21 protein-coding genes and 1 tRNA gene are annotated in these 23,955 nt (G+C 69.1%); 4 read left to right on the forward strand and 18 right to left on the reverse strand.

The features are described 5' to 3' along the window. Positions 1–7: 7 nt before the first annotated feature. The 6 genes from hrcA to D9T14_RS04325 form a co-directional block, all read right to left on the reverse strand. On the reverse strand, positions 8–1,018 hold the full coding sequence (gene hrcA, locus D9T14_RS04300; protein ID WP_119162259.1) for a heat-inducible transcriptional repressor HrcA: 1,011 nt from the start codon (positions 1,016–1,018) through the stop codon (positions 8–10). 205 nt (positions 1,019–1,223) lie between these two features. Beyond that, positions 1,224–2,009 carry an inositol monophosphatase family protein gene (locus tag D9T14_RS04305; protein WP_119162260.1) on the reverse strand — a complete coding sequence of 262 codons (786 nt, stop codon included), beginning with the start codon at positions 2,007–2,009 and terminating at the stop codon, positions 1,224–1,226. A 28-nt stretch (positions 2,010–2,037) separates the two neighbouring features. Continuing rightward, complete coding sequence (locus D9T14_RS04310) at positions 2,038–2,913, reverse strand: DUF3097 family protein (RefSeq protein WP_119162261.1); 876 nt, start codon at positions 2,911–2,913, stop codon at positions 2,038–2,040. A gap of 62 nt (positions 2,914–2,975) precedes the next feature. Beyond that, positions 2,976–4,166 (reverse strand): radical SAM family heme chaperone HemW, encoded by a 1,191-nt coding sequence (hemW, locus tag D9T14_RS04315; protein WP_119162270.1) that lies wholly within the window; start codon positions 4,164–4,166, stop codon positions 2,976–2,978. Continuing rightward, the gene (lepA, locus tag D9T14_RS04320; RefSeq protein WP_119162262.1) at positions 4,163–5,995 is read right to left on the reverse strand and encodes a translation elongation factor 4; all 1,833 of its coding nucleotides are present in this window, start codon (positions 5,993–5,995) and stop codon (positions 4,163–4,165) included. Before lepA ends, hemW begins: the two co-directional genes overlap by 4 nt. A gap of 33 nt (positions 5,996–6,028) precedes the next feature. Then, positions 6,029–6,247: a hypothetical protein gene (locus D9T14_RS04325; RefSeq protein ID WP_126464225.1), complete on the reverse strand. Its 219-nt coding sequence runs from the start codon at positions 6,245–6,247 to the stop codon at positions 6,029–6,031. A gap of 157 nt (positions 6,248–6,404) precedes the next feature. Between D9T14_RS04325 and rpsT the strand changes: the two genes are divergently transcribed. Next, positions 6,405–6,665 (forward strand): 30S ribosomal protein S20, encoded by a 261-nt coding sequence (gene rpsT / locus D9T14_RS04330; protein WP_119714757.1) that lies wholly within the window; start codon positions 6,405–6,407, stop codon positions 6,663–6,665. Between the two features lie 184 nt (positions 6,666–6,849). Here rpsT and holA read toward each other — a convergent pair whose 3' ends face one another. From holA to D9T14_RS13595, 7 genes are all read right to left on the reverse strand, one after another. Continuing rightward, complete coding sequence (gene holA / locus D9T14_RS04335) at positions 6,850–7,842, reverse strand: DNA polymerase III subunit delta (protein ID WP_170175713.1); 993 nt, start codon at positions 7,840–7,842, stop codon at positions 6,850–6,852. Between the two features lie 50 nt (positions 7,843–7,892). After that, positions 7,893–10,316, reverse strand: a complete 2,424-nt coding sequence (locus D9T14_RS04340) for a ComEC/Rec2 family competence protein (RefSeq protein WP_121587853.1) — start codon at positions 10,314–10,316, stop codon at positions 7,893–7,895. Next, complete coding sequence (locus D9T14_RS13845) at positions 10,303–11,247, reverse strand: ComEA family DNA-binding protein (RefSeq protein ID WP_126464226.1); 945 nt, start codon at positions 11,245–11,247, stop codon at positions 10,303–10,305. The genes D9T14_RS04340 and D9T14_RS13845 overlap by 14 nt, the downstream gene beginning before the upstream one ends. A 71-nt stretch (positions 11,248–11,318) precedes the next feature. Then, positions 11,319–13,028 carry an NAD-dependent malic enzyme gene (locus D9T14_RS04350; protein WP_121587852.1) on the reverse strand — a complete coding sequence of 570 codons (1,710 nt, stop codon included), beginning with the start codon at positions 13,026–13,028 and terminating at the stop codon, positions 11,319–11,321. Between the two features lie 37 nt (positions 13,029–13,065). Continuing rightward, on the reverse strand, positions 13,066–14,355 hold the full coding sequence (locus tag D9T14_RS04355; protein WP_121587851.1) for a dihydroorotase: 1,290 nt from the start codon (positions 14,353–14,355) through the stop codon (positions 13,066–13,068). 130 nt (positions 14,356–14,485) lie between these two features. Further along, on the reverse strand, positions 14,486–16,984 hold the full coding sequence (gene leuS, locus D9T14_RS04360; RefSeq protein WP_121587850.1) for a leucine--tRNA ligase: 2,499 nt from the start codon (positions 16,982–16,984) through the stop codon (positions 14,486–14,488). A gap of 393 nt (positions 16,985–17,377) precedes the next feature. Next, complete coding sequence (locus D9T14_RS13595; RefSeq protein ID WP_170175714.1) at positions 17,378–18,310, reverse strand: DUF4192 domain-containing protein; 933 nt, start codon at positions 18,308–18,310, stop codon at positions 17,378–17,380. Positions 18,311–18,454: 144 nt separating this feature from the next. Here D9T14_RS13595 and D9T14_RS13600 point away from each other — a divergent pair, with 144 nt between their 5' ends. The 3 genes from D9T14_RS13600 to D9T14_RS04375 all read left to right on the forward strand — a co-directional run bounded on the left by D9T14_RS13600 (position 18,455) and on the right by D9T14_RS04375 (position 20,457). After that, positions 18,455–19,252: a hypothetical protein gene (locus D9T14_RS13600; RefSeq protein ID WP_170175715.1), complete on the forward strand. Its 798-nt coding sequence runs from the start codon at positions 18,455–18,457 to the stop codon at positions 19,250–19,252. Between the two features lie 100 nt (positions 19,253–19,352). After that, positions 19,353–19,428: transfer RNA gene (locus D9T14_RS04370), tRNA-Ala, on the forward strand. A 321-nt stretch (positions 19,429–19,749) separates the two neighbouring features. Beyond that, entirely contained in the window at positions 19,750–20,457 is a 708-nt protein-coding gene (locus D9T14_RS04375) for an AAA family ATPase (protein WP_121587848.1), read from the forward strand. A 177-nt stretch (positions 20,458–20,634) separates the two neighbouring features. Here the strand turns inward: D9T14_RS04375 and D9T14_RS04380 are convergent, their stop codons facing one another. The 5 genes from D9T14_RS04380 to D9T14_RS14120 form a co-directional block, all read right to left on the reverse strand. Next, positions 20,635–21,036 (reverse strand): hypothetical protein, encoded by a 402-nt coding sequence (locus D9T14_RS04380; RefSeq protein WP_121592085.1) that lies wholly within the window; start codon positions 21,034–21,036, stop codon positions 20,635–20,637. Then, complete coding sequence (locus D9T14_RS14430) at positions 21,036–21,269, reverse strand: SMI1/KNR4 family protein (protein WP_121587846.1); 234 nt, start codon at positions 21,267–21,269, stop codon at positions 21,036–21,038. The genes D9T14_RS04380 and D9T14_RS14430 overlap by 1 nt, the downstream gene beginning before the upstream one ends. Before the next feature lie 333 nt (positions 21,270–21,602). Beyond that, positions 21,603–22,100 carry a hypothetical protein gene (locus D9T14_RS04390; RefSeq protein WP_121587845.1) on the reverse strand — a complete coding sequence of 166 codons (498 nt, stop codon included), beginning with the start codon at positions 22,098–22,100 and terminating at the stop codon, positions 21,603–21,605. 61 nt (positions 22,101–22,161) lie between these two features. Beyond that, positions 22,162–22,473, reverse strand: coding sequence for a hypothetical protein (locus D9T14_RS04395; protein WP_121592086.1), 312 nt, complete (start codon positions 22,471–22,473; stop codon positions 22,162–22,164). Between the two features lie 953 nt (positions 22,474–23,426). Beyond that, positions 23,427–23,939, reverse strand: a complete 513-nt coding sequence (locus D9T14_RS14120; protein WP_232012273.1) for a hypothetical protein — start codon at positions 23,937–23,939, stop codon at positions 23,427–23,429. Positions 23,940–23,955: the final 16 nt, after the last annotated feature.

Raw genomic sequence — 23,955 nt, forward strand, 5'->3', positions numbered from 1 at the left:
ACGTTGATCAACCTTCTGTCAGGAACTGTCCGACGTAACGGGCGACGGCTCGCACGGTGGCCATCGTCGATGGGTAATCCATGCGGGTGGGACCGACGATACCCAGATGGGCCGGTGAATCGGAGGGACCGTAGCTGCTTGCCACGACCGATGCCGTCCGGAGCGGCGCGTAGGGGTTCTCCTGGCCGATGCGCACGGCGACGTCGCCGGGCAGTTCGGCGGCGGCCGCCCCGAGGAGCTTGAGCAGGACGACCTGCTCCTCGAGGGCCTCGAGCATCGGTTTGACCGTGGTCTCGAACTCGGCGCCGAACCGCGACAGGTTCGGCACACCGCCGACCGCGATGCGGGGGGCCGCGTCGGCGACGAGCATGTCGGCGATGACGGTGATGATGTCCTCGGTGAGATCCGGCAGGCCCTGGCGGTCAAGACCGCGCAGCGCCTCGGCGGCGGCCGGGGTGGGCTGGGCGTCGACCGTGGCGTTGATGCGTTCCCGCAGCACGGTCAGGTCCTCGGCCGAGTGCTCGGGCACCTGCAGGCTGCGCTGGTAGATGGCGCCGACCGAGGTGATGAGGATCACCATGATGGTCCGCGGCGCCAGCGAGACGAGTTCGACGTGCCGCACGCGGGTGGAGCTGACGGCCGGGTACTGCACGAGGGCGACCTGGTGGGTGACCATGGCGAGCAGCCGCACGGTGCGCGAGACGATGTCGTCGAGGTCGACGGCGCCGTCCAGGAACGTCGAGATGGCCCGGCGTTCGGCCGCCGACAGCGGCTTGACCTGCGCGATGCGGTCGACGAAGAGGCGGTAGCCCTTGTCGGTGGGGATCCGTCCGGCGCTGGTGTGCGGCTGGGTGAGATAGCCCTCCTCCTCCAGGGCCGCCATGTCGTTGCGCACGGTGGCCGGGGAGACCTTCATGTGGTGGCGTTCGACGAGGGCCTTGGAGCCGACCGGTTCGCGGCTCGAGACGTAGTCGGTGACGATGGCCTTGAGCACGTCCAGCTTGCGGTCGTCGATCATCGGGACCTCCTGTCCTGCTGGACGTCCGTGCCGGGCCGAGGCCGGCGGCGCCTCGGACTGGTCCTGCTCATGCCATACCGGCAGCACGGCGTCCCGGACCATTCGGACACCACATCCGCCTGGCACTCAAAGGTGCCGAGTGCCAGCATAGCGCGTCACCGCCGGCGGGAGCATCGGCCCGCTCGCCGGCGACCCGTGGGACGGGTCAGTGACGTGGGGGGTAGCTCGGCCAGAGGGCGGCGACCCGCTTGGCGGTGGCCAGGTCGCGGCTGCTGATGATCGGCGCGTCCTCGTCGCCCGGCGCCCAGGAGCTGCCGTCGAGGTGGACGATGCCGCCGCCGAGCTCGGCGAGCATGAGGCCGCCGGCCAGGTGATCCCAGGGCTTGGGGTGACGGTAGGCGATGAAGTCGAGCCGACCGGTGATGACGTGGGGGTAGTCGACCCCGGCGCAGTGCGTGGACTCGCGGACCGGCGAGATGCGTCCGGCCGCGTCGAAGTCGCGCCAGGCCCGCTGTCCGGCAGCGCCGGTCGGCCGCGGATGGGTGGGGCTCGGCGCGATGGGCTCCCCGTTGCAGGTGACTCCCCCGCCGGCGCTGGCCTGGTAGGCGCGCCCGTGGCGGGGCTGCCAGATCCATCCGGCAACGGTCCGGGGGCCGCGCATCTCGGCGACCATGACGGCGAAGTCGTCCTTGCCGCGGACGAAGTTGCCGGTGCCGTCGACCGGGTCGACGACGAAGCAGTGCTCGGCGGCACCGATGGCGCCCAGCAGCGACGGGTCGGCGTAGCAGCTCTCCTCCCCGATGACGACGGCATCGGGACAGGCCTGCCCGAGCCGGGTGATGAACTCGGTCTCGGCCTCGTGGTCGGCGATGGTGACGACGTCACCCAGCCCCTTGGAACGCACGTCGGACCGGCCGAGTGCGCGGAAGCGCGGCTCGACGATGCGGGCGCTGATGTCCTTGATCAGAGTCATCACGTCGTCGGGGTTCATGGCGTCTCCTGTCGGGGTCGTGGCCTGCTCAGTCCAGCTCGCCCAGGTGATCCTGGGTGACGAAGTCGATGAGTTTCTCGACCTCGCGGACGAAGTCGATGTCGAGGTCCTTGTAGCTGCGCACGCGCTTGAGCATGGCCTGCCAGGCCCTGCCCACGTCGTCCTGGCCGATCTGCTCGTAGCGCTTGCCCCTGGGGATGCCGAGGCGCGCCAGCGTGCCCTTCTTCCAGTCCTGGTCGAGCGGCACCTCCGGCCAGGCACTGAAGCCGAGCAGGCGCGGGTCGATGGTCTGCCAGATGTCGATGAACCGGTGGCCGGTGATCATGACGTAGTCGCCGTAGCCGGCATGACGCACCTGGGCGGCGATGCGGGACTCCTTGGTGTTGGCGACCATGTGGTCGATGAGCACGCCGAGACGGCGCCCCTTCTCGGGCTGGAACTCGGCGACGATGCCGAGCAGGTCGTCCATGCCGCCCATGTACTCGACGACCACCCCGACGTGACGCAGATCGGCGCCCCAGATCTTCTCGACGAGTTCGGCGTCGTGGCGGCCCTCGACGTAGATGCGGCTGCCGAGGGCCTTCTTGGCGTCCTCGCGCGGCCCGGCGAGCGAGCCGGAGGCGGTGTACCGGGTCGAACCCTGGCGGGGCGGTATGCGCAGCGCGACGGGCCGGCCCTCGACGAGGTAGCCGTTCTCGCCGACGGGAAAGGCCCGGCGCCGGCCGGCCCGGTCCTCGAGGATGACCAGGCCGTTCTCCCAGCCCATGACCTCCCCGCAGTAGCCGTCGGCCCCGACCTCGACGATGAGTCCGAGCTTGAGGGGCATGTCGATCGTCCTGGGCCTGTCGCCGCGCCTCCGGTCACCAGAGAGCACGTCCGTGCCGTAACGATCGCGACCAGCCATGCCCCCAGCCTAGTGGTCGGCCGGCGCGAGCAGCCTCCCGCCGTGCTGCTGGACGGCCCGGCTCAGCCAAGGATCTCGAGGGTGACAGCGTCGGCGAGCAGCCGGCCGGCCAGTGTGAGACGCACCCGCCCGCCGCGCACCTCGACCAGACCACGCCGGGCCAGGCCGGGCAGCCGGGCGCGTTCTGTCCCGGTGAGTTCGCCGGCCCCCAGGCCCTCGCGCAGCCGCAGCCGCAGCATGACGGTCTCCTCGTGGCTGGTCTGCGCGTCGAGGATCTCGTGGCCGGCCCGCGGGCTGGTGCCGGCGGCGAGTATGGCCGCGTAGCGGCGCGGGTGCCGCACGTTCCACCAGCGTGCCGCCCCGACATGGCTGTGGGCCCCCGGACCGATCCCCCACCAGTCGTCGCTGCGCCAGTAGGCCATGTTGTGGGCGGCCTCGCGCCCGGGCCGGGACCAGTTGCTGATCTCGTAGTTCGCCAGGCCGGCCGCCCCCAGCAGCTCCTCGGCGAGCAGGTACTTGTCGGCCTCGAGGTCCTCGTCGGGTTCGGGCAGCCGGCCGTGCGCGATACGTCTGGCCAGGGCGGTGCCGTCCTCGACGATGAGGCTGTAGGCGCTGACGTGCTCGGGGGCCGCCTCCAGCGCCGTCTCGAGCGAGACCCGCCACTGGTCGATCGTCTCGCCGGGCGCGCCGTAGATGAGGTCGAGCGAGACGTTGCCGAAGCCCGCCCGGTGCGCCCAGCGCGCCACCTGGACGGCGCGGCCGGGTGTGTGCCGGCGGTCGAGGGTGGCGAGCACCCGCTCGTCGCCGGACTGCATGCCCAGGCTGAGGCGGTTGAACCCGGCGTCGAGGAGCCGGGCCAGGCGGCGTTCGTCGAGGCTCTCTGGGTTCGCCTCGGTGGTGACCTCGGCGTCCGGCGCCAGGCCGAAGGTCTGACGCAGGTGGGTCAGCAGCCCGCCGAGTTCGTCGTCGGCGGCCGTCGTCGGGGTGCCGCCGCCGAAGAAGACGGTGGAGACGGCGCGGTCACCGCCCAGCACCTGCGCCGCCCGGTCGATCTCGCGGTGGGCCGCCCGGACGTAGTCACGTGTCGTCATGCCCGGCAGCTGGCTCGGCGTGTAGGTGTTGAAGTCGCAGTAGCCGCAGCGCGTCGCGCAGAAGGGCACGTGAACGTAGAACGACAGTGCCCGCCCGGGCACCGTGGCGAGGGCCCCGGGCTCGATGGGGCCATCGGCGCGGCCCGCCGGCGGCACCGCTATCTCTTCTTCTCGATCGTGTCGGCGTTGGTCAGGGCGGCGACGAAGGCCTCCTGGGGGACCTCGACGTGCCCGACCGTCTTCATGCGTTTCTTGCCCTGCTTCTGCTTCTCGAGGAGCTTGCGTTTGCGGGTGATGTCGCCGCCGTAGCACTTCGCCAGGACGTCCTTGCGGACGGCGCGGATGGTCTCGCGGGCGATGACGCGGGCGCCGATGGCCGCCTGGACGGGCACCTCGAACTGCTGGCGCGGGATGAGCTTGCGCAGCTTGTTCGTCATCTCGACCCCGTAGCTGAAGGCCTTGTCGCGGTGGACGATTGCGCTGAAGGCGTCGACCGGGTCGCCGCTCAGCAGGATGTCGACCTTGACCATGTCGGCGCGCTGCTCACCGCCCGGCTCGTAGTCGAGGCTGGCGTAGCCCCTGGTGCGGGACTTGAGGGCGTCGAAGAAGTCGAAGACGATCTCGCCGAGCGGCAGCTCATACCGCATCTCGACGCGGTCCTCGGACAGGTAGTCCATGCCGAGCTGGGTGCCGCGGCGGTTCTGGCACAGTTCCATGACGGGGCCGATGAACTCGGCCGGGCACAGGATCGTGGCGCGCACGACGGGCTCGTAGACCGCCTCGATCTTGCCGTCGGGGAACTCCGACGGGTTCTGCACCCAGTGCTCGGTGCCGTCCTCCATTACGACGCGGTAGTTCACGCTCGGTGCCGTGCTGATGAGGTCGAGACCGAACTCGCGTTCGAGGCGTTCCTGGATGATCTCCATGTGGAGCAGGCCGAGGAAGCCGGCACGGAAGCCGAGGCCGAGGGCCCCGGAGGTCTCGGGTTCGAAGGTCAGGGAGGCGTCGTTGAGCTGGAGTTTCTCGAGCGCCTCGCGCAGCTCCGGGAAGTCGCCGGCCTCGATCGGGTACAGGCCGGCGAAGACCATCGGCTTGGGGTCCTTGTAGCCGGCCAGCGGTTCCCCGGCCGGGCTGGTGGCCAGGGTGACGGTGTCGCCGACACGTGACTGGCGCACGTCCTTCACGCCGGTGATGAGATATCCGACCTCGCCCACCGACAGGGCCTCGCAGGCGGACGGTTCGGGCGAGTGGACACCGATCTCCAGCACCTCGTGGGTGGCGCCGGTGGACATCATGCGAATGCGGTCGCGGTGGTGCAGGCGGCCGTCGACGACCCGCACGTAGGTGACGACGCCGCGGTAGATGTCGTAGACGGAGTCGAAGATGAGGGCTCGGGCCCTGCCGTCGGCGTCGCCGGTGGGGGCGGGAACCTGCTCGACGATCGCGGTGAGCAGTTCGGGGACGCCCTCGCCGGTCTTCGCCGAGACGCGCAGGACATCGGCGGGCTCGCAGCCGATGATGCCGGCGACCTCCTCGGCGAACTTGTCGGGCTGGGCGCCGGGCAGGTCGATCTTGTTGAGCACCGGGATGATCGTCAGGTCTGCCTCAAGAGCCAGGTAGAGGTTGGCCAGGGTCTGCGCCTCGATGCCCTGGGCGGCGTCGACGAGCAGGACGGCCCCCTCGCAAGCAGCCAGTGAACGGCTCACCTCGTAGGTGAAGTCGACGTGGCCGGGGGTGTCGATCATGTTGAGGACGAACTCCTGGCCGTCGACGAGCCAGGGCATGCGCACCGCCTGGGACTTGATGGTGATGCCGCGTTCACGCTCGATGTCCATCTTGTCGAGGTACTGGGCGCGCATCTCGCGTTCCTCGACGATCCCGGTCAGCTGCAGCATCCGGTCGGCCAGCGTCGACTTGCCGTGGTCGATGTGTGCGATGATGCTGAAGTTGCGGATGACGGCCGGGTCGGTGGCTCCGGGCTGGACGGTCAAGCTCGTCGACTCCTCGATTGATCGTGCGTCTGCTCACGACTGCCTGTGGCACCGGATCGCTGGACCTCGGCGCGGCTGGACGGCAGGCGGGTTCCATTGTCGCACGTCCCTGAAACGCCTCGGGGCCGCCGGCAGAGCCGTGCGCGCCGCCTGGGACGTGATGGTGATGCCGCGTTCACGCTCGATGTCCATCATGTCGAGGTACTGGGCGCGCATCTCGCGTTCCTCGACGATCCCGGTCAGCTGCGGCACCCGGTCGGCAGGGTGGCAGCAACCGACGGCCCGAGCCCACGGCACGTGTTTTGGGGCGGGCGGACTCGGATGATAGAATCATTCGCTGTGTCTGTGCGGCATCGCGGATGCCACCCGGGCACGAACCACCCAGGATCGACATCAGAGGTTTACACACGTGGCAAACATCAAGTCGCAGAAGAAGCGCATCAAGACAAACGAGAAGGCTCGTCGTCGCAACAGGGCCGTGAAATCGGCGCTGCGCACCCATGTGCGTCACTTCCGCGAGGCCGCGGCCGCTGGTGACAAGGAGAAGGCGCTCGAGCTGGCCAAGGTCGCCAACCGCGCCCTCGACAAGGCGGCGTCCGCCGGCGTCATCCACGCCAACCAGGCCGCCAACCGCAAGTCGGCCATCTCCCTCAAGGCCAATTCCCTCTGATCCTGGGCCGCCGCGACGCCGGCCGGGTCAGACCTCATACGACGCAGGCGCCCCGATCCCACTGGGTGGTCGGGGCGTCTGTTCGCGCCTCGGGCGCGACGCCGCTCCTCCCGCCGGTGTGAGCGCCGGTTCTGGGCAGTCAGTCATGACCCTCACGCCGTGACCGCTCCCTGCGGTCAGCAGCTCACGGGCGGCGGGCGCCGCGGCCGGCCGAGCGGGCGTGGTCGATGGCCAGGAGCATCTGCTCAAGGGCGAAGTGCGGGTCGGTGGCGGCTCCCTTGACGGCGGCGTCCGCCGTGGCAACCGCGACGAGTGACCGGGCGACGCCCTCGGGCTGCCAGCCACGGGCCTGGGCACGCAGGGTCTTGACCTTCCACGGACCGACCCCGCAGACCCGGGCCATCTCGGTGTCACGCATCCGCTCCCCCTGGGCGCCGAGGTAGAGACCCAGGGCGCGCAGATCGGCGGCGAAGGCCGCCGTGATGGCGGCCGGGTGAACACCGCAGGACAGGGCCCAGCGCAGTTTCTCGAGGGCCTGGCCGGGCTGCCCGGACAGCGCGTCGGTGCTCACCGTGTAGCCGGTGATGTCGACGCGGCCGGCGAAGTAGCGGTTGACGACCTCGGCGGTGAGGCGTTCGCCCTGCCAGTCGGACGAGAGCTGGTTCACGGCACCGGCCAGGGCGCGCAGGTCCTTGCCGACGGCCTCGACGAGTCCCTGGGCGGCCCGGCCGTCGATGCTCATACCCTGGTCGCGCGCCTCCCTGGTGACGAAGTCGGTGAGTTCCCACGCCTTGAGGGGTTCTGCGGCGATCTGGCTGACACCCGCCTTGCGGAGTCTGGTGAGCAGCCCCCGGCCCTTGGTGCCGCCGGCGTGCTCGACGATGAGGCAGACCGAGTCGGTGGGGGCCGTGGCGAAGTCGAGCAGCCTGGCGGCGAGGGCGTCATCGGCGCTGCCCACGTCGTGGAGGACGACCGCGCAGTGAGTGGCGAACAGGGATCCGCCGGTGGCCTCGAGGAAGTCGGCGGCAGTCGTCGAGGAGGCGTCGAGTTCGTTGACCTGAGCACCGGGTTGCTCCGCACGGGCCTGGTTGAGGAGGCGGGCGGTGGCGCGCTCAGCCAGCAGCGACTCGGGGCCGTGGATGAGTGTCGTCGTGCCGAAGACGGATTCTGGGCTCACCCTGCCATCGTGCCACCGGGCACCGGTTTTTTCTCCCCGCCGGGCGCGCCTCACCGTCTGCTCACCACCCTCAGCGCCCCACCGGTGCCGGCTGCCACGGCGATCGCACCGTTGTGGTCGGTGCGCGCCACCTGCATGCCGAGCCGGTTCAGCTCGGTCAGGGTCCTGCCGGCGGGGTGTCCGTAGGAGTTGGTCGCCCCCACGCTGATGAGGGCCAGCCGTGATCCGGTGGCGGCCAGGAACTCCGGGCTCTGGCGGGCAGAGCCGTGGTGGGCGACCTTGAGGACGTCGGCGTGCAGGTCGAGGCCGGCCGCGACGGCCCTGTCCTGGCCGCTCGTCTCGAGGTCGCCGGTGACGAGGAGGGCGATCCCCTGCACCGTGACCCTGCCCAGGATGCTCGAGTCGTTCTCGGCCGGGTTCTCCTTGCCGGTGTCCGCGGTTCCAGAGGTCTCCGGTGTGGCCGCCTGCAGGGTCTGCCAGTCGACCCGGCCCACGCTGATGCGCTCGCCGGCCCGTGCGGTCCGGGTTGGGACACCGGCAGCGGCCAGCAGGGCCTGCACGTGACGGGCACCGCCGGCCGGGGACTCCAGCGGGTTGAGCAGGGCGAGGTCGATGGGGACGTGTCCGGCGATCTGCTCCAGGCCGCCGATGTGGTCGTCGTGGAAGTGGCTCAGGACGAGCATGCTCACGTGGTCGACGTGCTGTTCGCGCAGGCAGCGGGCCGCGGCGTCGCCGGGCGGACCGACGTCGATGAGGATGGCGGAGCGCCGTCCGGTGCGCACCAGGGTGGCGTCGCCCTGGTCGACGTCGCAGCTGATGATCGCCCAGTCGGACGGCCAGCCCGGTGTGGCGGGCCGCCACAGGCAGCCGACGACGAGGAGCACGGCGAGGGCGCCGCAGGCCAGCGGCCGGTGCGCGACCCGGCCGATGACCTGGGCCAGGGCCAGGCACACGCAGGTCAGTACGATCAGTGACCAGCCGGAGACGGGCCAGCTGAGCGTCCCGGCCGGCAGACTCCCGCACCACCGGGCGATGAGGATGATCGGTTCGACGCACCAGCCTGCGCACCACCCGAATCCCGCCCCCAGCGGTGGGCACAGCGCCCCGGCCAGGGCCGCCATGAGGCCGAGAACGGTGACCGGCGCGACGAACGGTCCTGCCGCCATGTTGGCGGCGACCCCCGCCATCGAGATGCTTCCCGACAGGGCGGTGATGATCGGCTGCGTCGCGAGCTGGGCGGCCGCCGGCACGCAGACGGACTCGGCGAGCCAGTCGGGCGCCCATGCGCCCATGGCACGGCGCCAGCGGCCGGACCAGAGCAGGATCCCGGCGGTGGCCGCGACCGACAGCGCGAAACCCCAGCTGCGGGCCAGCCACGGATCGACGAGGATGAGCAGCCACACCGCGCAGGACAGATGGCGCAGGCCAGCCGGGCCGAGGCCTCGTCGTCCCGTGGCGGCGAGAGCGACGACTCCCATGGCTGCCGCACGCACGACACTCGGCTCGGCCCGGCACAGGACGATGAACGCCATGACGACGAGCACGGCCAGCCCCCTCAGCCACCAGCCGCGCACACCGGCCGCCCTGGCGACCAGGAGGAAGAAGGCGAGCATCAAGGTCAGGTTCGTGCCGGAGACCGCCGTCAGATGGGTGAGGCTGGCGGCCTTGAAGTCCTCCTTGAGGGAGGGGTCGAGAGCGCTGAGGTCCCCCTCGACGAGTGAGGGCACCAGGCCGGCCTGGTCGTCCGGGTTGTGCCGCAGCGACTCGTGCAGACGTGAGCGCACCGTGTTGACGGCCCGGTCGATGGGGCCGGGGTCGGCGACGTGGCCGATGTCGCCCTGCGGCCGCAGGGCCGCGGTGTAGCCGTCTCCCCGGCTCCTCGGGGGAGCGGCCCGGGCGAGCAGGTGCACCCGCTCCCCCACCTGGAGCCGGGCGAGCCGCTCCCCCGTCGTGCCCGACGCGCTGATCTCGACCCTGCCACGGACCCGCCAGCTCCCGCCCCGCAGCTCGATCGTGTCGACGACGGCGACGACGCGGGTCCCGGGCGGGAAGGAGCCCTTCTGCTCGAACCGCACCGGGTCGCCGGCAACCCGCGCGGTGACCTCGACGACCGCCTTGTCCGAGGCGGCCTCGGCGAGTGGTCCGTGCTCGCACCCGTGGACGTGGCCGGTGCTGCAGGCGATGGCGCTGGCGGTCACGAGCGCGGCGCCCGCCACGGCCCACCTGCTGCGGGCGCAGGCGCGGGCCAGCACGACCAGGCAGCACGCGAGCATCGGCAGGCGCAGCGAGGCGGGTGCTCCGAGTGCCAGCAGCGCACCGGCCCAGGCGCACAGTGCGGGTGCGACGAGCCTGAGATCGGGGGTGGGATCGGCCGGCCCGTCCGGTTCGTCGTCGTGGACCGGGCTGGCCGAGCGGCGGGACGCGGCGCCGGAGGCGTCCGGGGCGCGACGGCAACCGTGATCAGACCCGGACATGGTCCTTGATCCGCGCGTAGAGCTTCTCGCCGATGCCGCTGACCTCCTGCAGTTCCTCGACCCGGCTGAAACGGCCGTGCTCGGTGCGCCACTCGACGATGCGTTCGGCGAGCACCGGACCGATCCCGGACAGTTCCTCGAGCTGGGCGGCGGTGGCGGAGTTCAGGTCGATCAGCTCGTCCCGGCCGGCCCCGGCCTGGCCGCTCGCCGCCGGGTCCCCGGCCGCCTGCCCCGAGGAGCCGCCCGGCGGGTTCAGCTCGCCACGCGGGGCGGCGGTGGTGCCGATGACGATCTGGCAGCCGTCGCTGACCGGCTGGGCCTGGTTGAGTTCGCCGGGATCGGCGTCGGCGCTGAAGCCACCTGCTGCGTCGATGGCGTCCGCGACGCGGGCACCGGCCGGCACCTGCACGACGCCGGGCGCCTTGACCGCGCCGATGACGTGCACTCGGATGGCGGCGGGTGACTGGTCCTGCGGCGCCGGCCCGGCGCTCTCGGCCTGCGGCGTGCCCGTCGCCTCGGCCTGGACGCTGGGGCTCGGCGCGTCGACCGTCGTCGCCCGGGCCCGCAGCACCTGGGTGAGGCCGAACACCAGGATGACGGCGCAGACGACGGCGACGACGCCGAAGTGCGCCCGGCCGAACTCGTGCAGCCGGCCGGTGGCCCGCGCAAGGCCGCCGACGGCACCGGGCCGCCTGCTCGGCTCGTCGGCCCCGGGCCAGTCCTCGTCGATGTCCCCGGCGGGCACGGTGGGCTCGCCCGGCGGCTGGACCTCATCGCCCGGCTTGTCCTCATCTCCGCTGCCCCAGCCCTCGGCGGGGCCGGGCAGGACCCGCCGGGGTGCGCCGGGCAGCGGGCCGGAACCGGCTGTGATCACGCGCAGGCGGGCTGCTGGCTCGTCCCACTGCGAACCTCGTCTGAACCCGTGTGTCATGCCCGCAGTGTGGGCTGGCGCGGGCCGGCCCGATCACACGGACAACACCCTGTGGGCCGGCCGCCCTGTGCTCACAGCGAGTCGACGATCTCCACGTCGGGGTAGTCGGCGTGCCACATGCGATCGGCGATCGCCTGCACCGGGTCGTCGGGGACGACGCGGGCCAGACCCTCGGCGATCGCCTGCTGCGCCACGGCCAGGCCGACCTTGGCGCTGATGGCCCGCAGGCGGTAGATGGCGGGCAGCAGGGACGCGCCCTCCTCGCCGGATCCGGCAGAGGCGAGGCACTTGGCCGCGGCGAGGATCATGCCGTCGCTGACCCGTGAGGCCTCGACGGTGATGACGCCGAGTCCGATGCCGGGGAACACCAGCGCATTGTTGGCCTGGGCGATCTCGTAGCGGGTGCCCTTGTGGACGATCGGGTCGAAGGGCGAGCCGGTGGCGATGAGGGCACGGCCACCGGTCCACTCGAGCAGGTCGCTGGGCAGGGCCTCCGACTTCGAGGTCGGGTTGGACAGCGGCATGATGACCGGCGCCTCCTGGTGGGAGGCCATCTCGCGGACGATCTCCTGAGTGAAGGCGCCGGGCTGGGCCGAGCATCCGATGAGCATCGTGGGGTGTACCCGCCGGACGACCTCGGCCAGGTCGTAGCCGTGTGGGGTGGCGCGCCACCCGGCGACATCGCTCGCAGACCGCGCGTAGGGTTCCTGGAAGTCGCGCATGCGGCCGCCCTCGACGATCAGTCCGCGGCTGCCCAGCGCCCAGAAGCGGCGGCGGGCCTGCTGCGGGTCCAGGCCCTGCTCCACCATGAACTGCACGAGCAGGTCCGAGATACCGACACCGGCGGTGCCGGCCCCGTGGACGACGATCCGCTGCTCCTCGATCGGCACACCGGAGCGCCGGGCGCCGGCCAGGGCCGCCGCGGCCACGACGGCGGCCGTGCCCTGGATGTCATCGTTGAAGGTGCACAGCTCGTCGCGGTAGCGGTTGAGGATCCGGTGGGCGTTGGACGCGCCGAAGTCCTCCCAGTGGAGCATCGCGTGCGGGAAGAGCTCGCTGACGGTCCTGGTGAACTGGTCGATGAAGTCGTCGTAGCGTTCACCGCGCACGCGCGAGTGGCGCACCCCGAGGTAGCTCTCGTCGTTGAGCAGGTCGAGGTTGTTGGTGCCGGTGTCGAGGACGACTGGCAGCACCCGGCTGGGGCGGATGCCGGCTGCCGCCGTGTACACGGCGAGCTTGCCGATCGCGATGGAGATGCCGCCGACGCCCTGGTCGCCGATGCCGAGGATGCCCTCGGAGTCGGTGACGACGATGAGGTCGACGTCGTCGGCGCCGTAGCCGTATGCCTGGAGGGCGTCGGTCATGTCCTCGGGGTGGTCGATGTCGATGAAGACGCCGCGCGGGCGGTGGAACCAGTGGCTGTACTCCTCGATGGCGCGACCGATGGTGGGCGTGTAGATGATCGGCAGCATCTGCTCGACGTGTTCGGAGACGAGCCGGTAGAACAGGATCTCGTTGCGCTCCTTGAGGGTGTTGAGGAAGATGTACCGCGCCATGTCGTTGGGCTCGGTCTTGTACTGGGCGTAGATGCGCTTCAGCTGGTCGTTGAGGTCGACGACCCCGGGCGGCAGCAGGCCGACGAGGCCGAGCCGTTCACGCTGCTCCCTCGTGAACGCGGTGCCGAAGTTGGTCAGCGGATGGGTGAGCACCTCGCGCCCTCGCGAGGCGATGCGCACGACGTCGCGGCCGTTCCTGCGGATGTACTCGAAATCCCTGCTCACTGTTCCTCCTCTGCGTGTGGGAGCGGGGCGGCCCGGCTCATGCCGGGGCGAAGACGTTGTCCAGGTCGAAGGTCGGGCGGCCGTGCAGGACGGTGGCCACGACCCGGCTGTGGTAGGTGCGTGCCTTGTACGGGGTGTTGCGGGCGATCGACGACAGTGCGGCGGGGTCGACCTGCCAGGGGCGCTGCGGGTCGACCAGGCACAGGCTCGCCGGGCGGCCGGCCGACAGGTCGCCGCCGTACAGGTGGTCGAGGCCGAGCAGGCGGGCCGGCCGGGTGGACATCGCCTCGGCCAGCCGGGCCCAGCTCATCCGTCCGGTGCGGACGAACAGGTCGGCGACGACGGACAGTGCCGTCTCCAGGCCGAGCATGCCGTTGGCGGCCCGGTCCCAGTCGCAGCGCTTGGCGGCTTCGGGGTGCGGGGCGTGGTCGGTGCCGACCATGTCGATGGTGCCGTCGAGGAGCGCTTCACGTACCGCCGCCACGTCGGCGGTGCTGCGCAGCGGCGGGTTGACCTTGAAGTCGGGGTCGCCGGAGGCGGTGGCGCCCGAGTCGAGCGCGAGGTGATGCGGGGTGGCCTCGGCGGTCACCTGGAAGCCCTGCGCCTTGGCCCAGCGCACGACCTCGACGCCCGAGGCCGTGGAGATGTGGCACACGTGCAGGCGGGCGCCGAGGTAGCCGGCCATGATCGCGTCCCGGGCGATGATCGTCGACTCGGCCATGCCCGGCCAGCCGGTCTTGCCGAGCGCGCGGGACAACTCGCCCTCGTCGAGCTGGGCGCCGGCCGTCAGCGCCGGGTCCTGGCTGTGCTGGGCAAGCACTCCCCCGACGGCGCTGATCCGTTCGAGGGCCTCGCGCATGAGATCGGAACGCCACACGCACATGCCGTCGTCGCTGAACATGCGCACAGCGGCGCGGCTGGCGGCCATCTCCTCGATGGCGGCGAGTTCCTGCCCGGCCAGGTTCTTCGTGACCGCGCCGATCGGGTACAGATCGCACAGGCCAAGGCCCTCGGCGGTGTCGCGCTCGTACTCGACGACGGCCGCGGTGTCCGCCACCGGGTCGGTGTTGGCCATGACGAAGACCGCACCGAAACCGCCGGCCGCGGCGGCGGTCAGGCCCGTGGCGATCGTCTCGGCGTCCCCCTTGCCCGGGTCACGCAGGTGGGTGTGGGGGTCGACGAGGGCCGGCAGCGCGACCAGGCCGGCGCAGTCGACGGACCGTGCACCGGGCCCGAGGGCGGCGGGGTCAACGAGGGTGTCGCCGTCGATGGCCAGGTCGCGCGGCCCGCGGCCGAGGACGTCGACGTTGCGCAGGACGAGCTGCACGGCTTTCTCCTGTTCTCATCGTGACGCAGGGCAGCGGAACCCTGGTCGTTCCGGGTGTGAATGCACGCGGGCGCGCCGAACCGGTCCGGTTCGGCGCGCCCGCGGCATGTCGATCAGTGCTCCCTTGCCATCACGTACCAGGAACAATGCTCACCATACGCGGCAATTTGGTGATCGTCTTCATGATCGGCCGGCCGTTCAGCGCACGCTGGACGTTGGGGTCGGCCAGGGCCATCTCGAGGGCGGCGTCCTCGGTGATGTCGGGGCTGACCTGCAGCTTGGCGCGGACCTTGCCCTGCACCTGGACGACCATCGTCGTCTCGTCGGCGACGAGCAGGGCGTCCTCGGCGGTCGGCCAGGTGGAGTTGGCGATGGACGGGGCGCCGCCGAGCAGTTCCCACATCTCCTCGGCCACGTACGGGGCGAACAGGCTCAGGGCCTGGGCTGTGAACTCGACCGCCTCGCGCACCGCCGGGTCGGCGGCGCCCGCCGTCGTGTCGATGGCCTTGCGGGTCGCGTTGACGAGTTCCATGACCCGGGCGACGGCCACGTTGAACCTGCCGCCGGCGATCAGCTCGGTGATCTCGGCGATGCTCCGGTGGGTGATCCTGCGCAGCTGCCTGTCGCCGGTGGACGGGTCGGCGCCGGGGGGCGAGGCGACGTCCTGGGCGAGGCGGTGGGCGCGCTGCAGGAAGCGCAGCGAGCTGGCCGGGGACAGATCGGCCCAGTCGATGTCGTCGGCGGGCGGGCCGGCGAAGACGACGGTCAGGCGCACCGCGTCGACGCCGAACTCGTCGAGTTGCTCACCGAGGTCGACGCCGTTGCCGAGGGACTTGCTCATGGCCTTGCCCTTGTTGATGACCTGCCCCTGGTTGAGCAGGCGGGTGAATGGCTCGTCGAAGTCGAGCAGGCCGAGGTCGCGCAGCACCTTGGTGAAGAAGCGGGCGTAGAGCAGGTGCATCGTGGCGTGCTCGACACCCCCCACGTACTGGTCGACCGGCGACCAGAGCCTGACCTGCTCGGGCCGGAAGGCGCCTTCGGCGTACCGGGGGGAGCAGTAGCGGAAGAAGTACCAGGACGAGTCGACGAAGGTGTCCATGGTGTCGGTGTCGCGTTCGGCCTCGCCGCCGCACCGGGGGCACGGGACCTGTTTCCACTCGGTGGCGGCCGCCAGTGGCGAGACGCCCTTGGGGGCCAGGGCCTCGCCGCGCAGATCGGGCAACCGGACCGGCAGCTGGTCCTCGGGGACGGGGACCTCACCGCAGCCGGGGCAGTGGACGATCGGGATCGGGCAGCCCCAGAAGCGCTGGCGGCTGAGCAGCCAGTCGCGCAGCCGGTAGGTGACGGCGGACTCGCCCGTGCCGTCCGCCTCGAGCTTGGCGATGATGCGTCTCGTGGCCGAGACCTTGTCGGACAGGCCGTCGAGGAGGCCGGAGTTCACGTAGTCGCCGTCGCCGGTGGTGGCGATGCCGGAGGAGGCCGGGTCGGGCTCGCCGGTGTCGATGACCATGCGGACGGGCAGCCCGTAGGTGCGGGCGAAGTCGAGGTCGCGCTGGTCGTGGGCCGGCACGGCCATGATGGCGCCCGAACCGTACTCGGACAGCACGTAGTCGCCGGACCAGACCGGGATCCGCTCGCCGTTGACCGGGTTGACGGCGCTGACCCCCAGCGGCACGCCGGTCTTGACGTGCTCGGTGGACTGACGCTCGATGTCGTTGGTCTTCTTGACCTTCTCGAGGTACGCCTCGAAGGCCGGGCGGCACTCTTCGGAGACGATCTCGGCCGCCAGCGGGGCATCGGGGGCGACGACCATGAAGCTGGCGCCGTAGAGGGTGTCGGGGCGCGTGGTGAAGACGGTGACCGGCTCGGCGCGCCCCTCGATGACGAACTGCACCCAGGCGCCCTCGGAACGGCCGATCCAGTTGCGCTGCATCGCGAGCACCCGGTCGGGCCACTTGCCCTCCAGCTGGCTCATGTCGTCGAGCAGTTCCTGGGCGTAGTCGGTGATGCGGAAGTACCACTGGTTGAGCTCGCGCTTGGTGACGACCGAGCCGCAGCGGTCGCACAGCCCCTCCTTCACCTGCTCGTTGGCGAGCACGGTCTGATCGGTCGGGCACCAGTTGACGTAGCCGTCCTTGCGGTAGGCCAGGCCCTTGTCGAAGAACTGCAGGAACAGCCACTGGGTCCAGCGGTAGTACTCCTCGTCGCAGGTGTGGAGTTCGCGGCTCCAGTCCAGGCTCAGGCCGTAGCGCTTGAAGGACTTCTTCTGCGTCTCGATGTTCGCGTAGGTCCACCGCGCCGGGTGCTCGTCGTTGCGGATGGCCGCGTTCTCCGCAGGCAGGCCGAAGGCGTCCCAGCCGATCGGGTGCATGACGTTGTAGCCCTGCATGCGCCAGATGCGGGCGAGCACGTCACCCATCGCATAGGCCTCGGCGTGGCCCATGTGGAGGTCGCCGGAGGGGTACGGGAACATGTCGAGGACGTAGCGGCGTTCGCGGGGGTCGTCGTCGTGAGCGACGAAGGTCTCGTCCTCCGCCCAGAACCGCTGCCACTTCGCCTCGGCCGCAGCGGCGTCGTAGCCGCTGTACTCGGCGCGCGGCCGGCCCGCGTCCTGGCTCGTCTCCTCCACCTGACTCACTTCGAGTGCCTCCTGTGCCTCGTCTCCGGGCTCCGTCGGGTATCGGCCACGCCGACGCTGACAGACAAAAACCCCTGTACCCGACGGGGCATCAGGGGCGCTACGACAACCAACCCGCCGGGACGCCGGTGCACCCCCGGATCGGTGGCCGCAGCTGGCCGAGCAGCGCAGCACAACCGTGCATGGGCACAGCATATCGCTCACCGGGAGCGGAGCCGTGAGCGGATCACCGCCGGGCGCACCGGCCACCACCGCCGTCACCCACCCGCACCGGAGCGCGCACCCGGTTCTCGGCGCCGGCCTCCCCCGACCCAGGATGCCGGCCTGGCCGGACGGGCAGTGAGGATTGGGGCGGAGCCGGTACACCCCGGAAGGGCGCGCCCGTCACGCGGCGGGTCGCACGAGCGGGGGACGGCGGGCGCGCAGTTCCCCGAGGATGAGGAGCATCCCCGAGGCTGGGTCGATCGCCTCGAGACGGGCGATGACCTCGCTGAGCAGCGCTCCCCCGCCGCGCCGCCAGGAGGCGATGCCGAGCAGGCCGAGAACAGCGGGCGCCCAGCGGTCCGGGGCGATTGCCACGGCATCGGCCCACAGCTGCTCGTACGCGGCCGGATCCCCCTCCCCCATGCTCGTCCTGACCATGACCTGGTGGCACACCGGGCCGGACACGAGCACGCACAGCCGTCGTAGTCGTTCACGGTCCAGACGCCGACCCTTCTCGGCGGCATCGACCAGGCATTGCTCGACGAACGCCCGCTGGCGTCCCGGCGTCCAGCCCAGGCACTCGCCGGCCCGGCCCCACGCCGCGGTCTCCGCCGCCTTGAGCTCACCCGGCCCGGCGACCATCGCGACGATCTCGTCGCGGCTGGCATGAGCCGACAGGCCCGAGGCGACCGCCTGGGCCGCGACCGGTGACGTGTCCGGGTCGAATGCCCGCCCCGGGCACAGGCCCGGCACGTCCCCCTCACCGACGTCCCAGAACAGTTCGCCGGCCACCACCAGGCAGCAGAGCTGCTCTGCTGGGCGAAGCTGCTCACGGGCGGTCATGACGACCGCATCGGCCCACTCGGGTGGGCCATAGCCGACGACGATGAACTCCGCACCGGGATTGGCGGCCCGCATCGACTCGATGATGGGCGCAAGGGCCCCGGGCTCCTGGCACAGTGCTCTGCTCATGCACGAGGACTGCGCGATGATCCCGTCGCAACAGGCCATGACGAGCAGCGCCTCGTCGGGCCGGTAACCGATGAGAAAGGGGATGAGCGCAAGCAGATCCGCGCGCGAGCCGATGGTGAAGCGCTGGGGAATGGTCGTCATGACCTGACTGTGTGCGCCACGCCCCTGGCTTCTCAGCCCGGCAAGGATCTGTGGACAACATCGGCCTCCGAGGGGGCCGCCACGACCAGACTCGGCGAGCACAGGCGGGCGGGTCCAGCAAGGCTGGCCTAGGCTTGGGTCATCATGAGCGAGCAGAACAGCGGAGGCATCCGTCCCGGCCCGAGCCCGGACTCCCCAGGCCCTGACCGGGCCGGTAACTGGACGACGCCCCCACCGGCCCCTGCCGTCGGCGGCTGGGCACCAGGAGCCGAGTTGCCCGGTTTCGACGAGGTCGCCGCCGGGGATGGCTCGCTGCCCGCGCCCGCCCCCAGGGCCAATCCGTACGGCGACCGGGGCAGCGGCGCCACGAGTACCCCCGCACCCGTCGGGGCTGCGCAGAAACAGGCCGGCCGCCCCGAGCCCCAGCCCGCACCGAGCGATGAGATCACCCAGTACGCGGTGCGCCGCAGCCGTGGCCCGGTCATCGCCATCGCAGGTCTCGTCATCGTGATCCTCGTGACCATGGCGGTCCTTGCCCTGCGCAGGCCGGACCTGAACCAGGACGAGCAGAGCGCCTCCCCCTCGGCCGCCAGCACGACGAGCGAGCCGGGCCCGTCGGTGAGCGTGGTGGGCGCGATCCCCGTCGAGACGGACTCCTTCACCGGCACCTGGCAGATCAACAGCGCGAGCTGGGACCAGACCGGGCTGACGATCGACATGACGATCACGAGCACCACCGGTTCGCTGTCGTTCTCCGTGTTCACCATCGACAACGTCAACACCGGTCAGGTCGATGGCACCGGCGAGATGGCGTCCGGCACCGTCGGGGACGGTCAGACGATGCAGGGCCTGGTGCACTTCGACAAGGACCGCAACGACACGACCATCGTCCTGGCCAACGCCGGCGGGCGTCAGATCACGGCCCTGACCGTGCCGGCGTGAGCTCGGTTGCCCGGCTGGGGGGCTCGATTTTGCTTCCCGGGTGTGGTGCGCTAATGTGTGTCGAGCCGTCGCGGCCCGAGGGTCGCAGCGGCACCCGTCCGGGGCTATGGCGCAGTTGGTAGCGCGCTTCCATGGCATGGAAGAGGTCAGGGGTTCGAATCCCCTTAGCTCCACCAAGGATTCATCACTCGGGCTGCTGCGCTTGAGCCGGACGAGTAACCTTCAATTTCGACGGGTCCCACCACGACGACGGCGAGCACTGGGAAGATGAGTTTCGCCGAGAGCACGACGAAAGTCAGTCATCCGCGGCAGGGGGCCTTCGGCACGTCCTCGTATCAGCGAGTGAAGAGGGCCGTGATCGAGCGACCGGAGGCCGGGAACACCCGTCCCGAGAGGCATCTTGAATGACCACGTGGACGTCGTGCCGGCATCGACCGAGAACACGTTCCCGGATCACCCGGAGAGCCGTATCGCACACATGAGGCAGGGGCGTCATTATGTTTGTCGATGACGTGTTCATCGATTGGAGCAGGATAGCAGCCAGTAGTTATCTCAGAGGGATCGCCGCCATCCGCGACGTGGAGCAGATATCCTTCAACAGCCAGGTCACCTTCTTTGTCGGTGAAAACGGCAGCGGAAAATCAACCCTGCTGGAGGCGATGGCGATCGCCGACGGATTCAACCCAGAAGGCGGCACGAGGAATTACTCATTCTCCACATACGACTCACACTCCGAGTTGTGTTACGCAGTGCGCCTGTCGCGCCAGCAGAAGGCGAAATGGGGCTACTTTCTTCGAGCTGAGAGCTTCTACAACGTCGCGACCAAGGAGGAGGAGTACGGGAGGGAACCGGGAGGGCACTCCCTGCACTTCCACGAGAAATCGCACGGGGAAGGTTTCCTGACAATGGTTCAGAACAACTTCACCGGCAATGGACTGTACTTCCTGGACGAACCAGAATCAGCATTGTCACCACAACGGCAACTCACCCTGCTGTGTGAGATTGATCAATGCCGAAGAGCGGGCGCCCAGTTCTTCATCGTGACGCATTCACCCATCCTGCTCGGTTTACCAGATGCCGAGATACTGACATTCGATGACGGCCAGATTCATCCGTGCGCGTACGAGGAGACGGACAGCTACCAGGTCACCTCCCTGTTTCTCAATGCCCGTGAGCAGATCCTGAGGCGATTGTTGGAGGAGTAGACGGTAGGACTACGGTCAGGCCCATCGCGCAGGTCCGGGCCCTCCGGGACGGTCCTGGGCCTTTCGTGCTCCGGTCACAGCGGGATCACCTGAATACCCTGATCGGGTGACACCACCTGAGACATCTCACCACCGGGGTGGCACCAAGATTCCTGTGGGTGGCGACGCGCTCGTCCATCACTCGAAATAACCCGGGTATTCCGCGTATGGGTCGTGTTCCCTGTGGTCCACCCAGTTGTCGTGAACCTGCTCGGCGGAAATCCCGGGGAAAAGATCAACGTGTCCGGCGAAGGAATCGTCGATGTACCACAGGATCAGATCCGGATCCGGGTGCAGTGACCGCACCCAGGCGGCTATCTCCGCGGCCGTGCCGTCCTCGGCGTCGGTGGAGACCATGTCATCTCCTGGGTAGTGAATCACATTGAATGGAACGCCGCCGACCGGACGCACGTTGACCGCGGCGTCCGAGGTCCTGTTTTCGGAATCGTATCGGAACACGCGACAGCCCGGCCATTTTCGCTGAGCATGCAGCAGGAAGCTGTCCGCGTCGAACATGTGCCGGGTTGAGGTGACGGTCATCACAATATGGTCCCCTCCCATGACGCAGCCCACCTAATTCCCCCGTCGTTTCCTCGTGATGTTCGGCAACCGTCCTCATGGAAGTTGCACCAGCCGTTGGCTGCCAGCAGGAGGGTTCGGTACGATTCGGGCAGTTTGAACCCGAGCCGTTCCTCAACCCGGACGACATCCTCCTCACTGGCCCTCGTCTTCGGCAGCGAGTACTCCCACAGATGTGTCCGGTCCGCCGCCATCCGCTCCTGGTTGACAAGCCACCTCAACCCGATATATTCCGGCCAACCAGCCGCACCAGAGCCAGTGCCATATTCCGTCGCCACCCGGATCGTCCTTCCTCGGTCCGCGGGGTCACTTCCTTGACGCGCTCATGACAACGATCATCGCGCATGTTCACTGCTTCCACCAAATCCGGGACGCTCCGTCCGGGCGGACCTCTTCCGGCCTCGGGTTGACGGCTCGTGACGCGTGCTCTCCTTCGCGACACCTCATCATCCCTCACCATCTCACCAATTCCCGGAGCCCATACTCGACCCCCGTGAGAACGGTTAGCTGTACCCACACAACACGGCTCAGTCGCCGCGTTCCTGCTCGCGCTTGCGCCGGTAGCTCTCACGCCGACGAGCATTGCGCTCCTGCCGCTTCAACTCCGCCTCATAACCCGTGCGCAGCCAATCCGGGATGAACTCACCATCACGCGGATACAGATCCAACTCAATCCAACAATCCCGCGGCCCAGGAGGTCCACCGTTAGGCCCAAGGAAAACCGGCTCACGCATCCAGTCACACTCCTGACGCAACACCCCATCGGCGGCATCCATCCACAACCGACACCACGTCCACGCCCCACGACCAGGCAACACCTGTGCGCGGCGAAGATCCCCCTGCGGGGAACTCAACTCCCACGGGATCCTCGCCCACTCCTTGACCCCATCACGCACAAGCCAAGCGATCTTATCCTGCACGCGACCAATCCCGTTGACTTCAATATGCGCACTGTCCGCGCCAGTATCATCCAACCAAACCCGGAACTCGTGCTCCACACGCTCCCACAGCTCATCCGGGTCCAACCGTCTCATTGTTCACACTCCACTCTGCAACCTGCCGCTACGACCTGACGCCATTGAAACCTCAAGACCACGGCACACCATTCCCGTCCAACCACTCAGACGCGAACCTGGTCGGTACTCTATCACCCGGGTCCACGGCGCTGAGACGGATCACGGAGTCTGCCTTCTGCGGAGGCCGGTCATACTCAATACGGATATCGATGCTCCTGTAGCCTCCCGGGTTCGCGGCAATCTCATCCTCGGACCTCTTAAAGCTCTCCATGAAGGTGCCGCTGGTTCCCCAGGCATCTTTCCATGCCTCATCGTCGATACGCCGTGTCTGGTAGCCGTCCTCACCGGGCAGGTGACTTTGCAGGCAGTCCGTTTCTTTCACGGAACCTGCGAACGTTGCGCTCGTTGTACTCGAGCATGGCCAAGTAGAAATCACGGAAGTCGTCGTAACGGTCGATCACCTCGCCGGCTGCACACCAGCTCACCGTCCCCTCAACTGAGGTGCCGGGCCTACCCATGAGAAAGACGTCCACACCCAGCTCGGACGCGGCAACGAGGAAGTGCTCCCGGCGATGACACCACCCGCGGCAAGAGCCGCCACACATTCCGGCATATCCAAGGCAATGTGAGCGCGCTCATACAAGGAGGCCTATTCATAGCCTCAATGAATCAGCCTATGGCTCGGGGTTTCATTTCCCACTGAGCCTCCTGTGAATAAGGTTCAAGGGACCGCCAGTCAGGTCCCGAGTGAAGAAGATCGCGACGTCGTGATAGAAGTTTGGCCAGCCATCGGCCGCCAGCAGGAAGGTGCGATAGGCAGCGAGTACTCCTACAGATGCGTCAGATCGGCCTCCATCCGCTCCTGATTGATGAGCCCTCCCAGACCGATGTACTCCGGCCAGCCGACCCTCATGGGTGCCCCTGATCGGGACAATCCGGATGGGACGGCTCGCGCTCGGTGCACGGTCCGGGCCTGGCCGGGTGCCCGGTCAGGCGATGAGGGTGGCGGGCCGGGCGCGGCACCCGGTTCGAACAGGACCGGCGACGCGCGCAGTTGATGGCACCGCTCCGGTGGGTGCTGACCATGGTGATCGGCCCCGACTTCATGCCGCAAGCCTACGTGTCACAGGACACCTGCCTGTCAAGAACGTGGTGGGCAACGATCCGATCTCCCTGTCGGCCGCGAAGCGGTAGCGAACGCGTTCGGGGCAGGAGTGTGCAGCACATGACCCAGCGGGTCTGCCCCGTTACCATGACGGAACGGCCGACGCAGAAGCGTGATCCTTCGAGTCGGAGACTGCGGCGAGCCCCGCCAGAGGTCCTGGAACGCTTGACTCAGGCCGAGGCGCCGTAACGTTGTCGAGCGGCCTCGCCGCTGATACCGATCGCCTCGCCCACCTCGCGCCAGGACAGCCTCTGTTCCCGGGCCATCCGCACCGCGTCGGCGAGTTCCTTCTCAGCGACATCGCGCCGCCAAGTGGCGAGCTTGACCGCCATCATGGGCGGGAGGGGCGCGTCCTGGTCACCTGGCTTCGGTTCGTAACGCTCGAAGGCATCGGCGAACGCGTCAGCACGGTCCTTGATCTCTTCAACAGAGCGTCCAGTCATGTTGTTCACCTCAGATACTTGTTCCGAGCAGGGCGCATAGCGTGAGCAATGGCGATGACGCCATGCCACTCGATCACGCCGACCCTCAACGAGGACACCAGTCTCATCAGGGCCGATGAACATGGTCATTGAGTCATCTTGCACGAAGTGGTGGACGGGGAAACGGAGTGCATGAAGCATCGCGGCATCCGAGACGCCGTGCCGGTAGGCACTGACAAGAATGATCGGCTCCGCCTCCACGCCACGAGCTTACGTG

This window comes from Propionibacterium australiense (assembly GCF_003666605.1).
GTDB lineage: Bacteria > Actinomycetota > Actinomycetes > Propionibacteriales > Propionibacteriaceae > Propionibacterium > Propionibacterium australiense.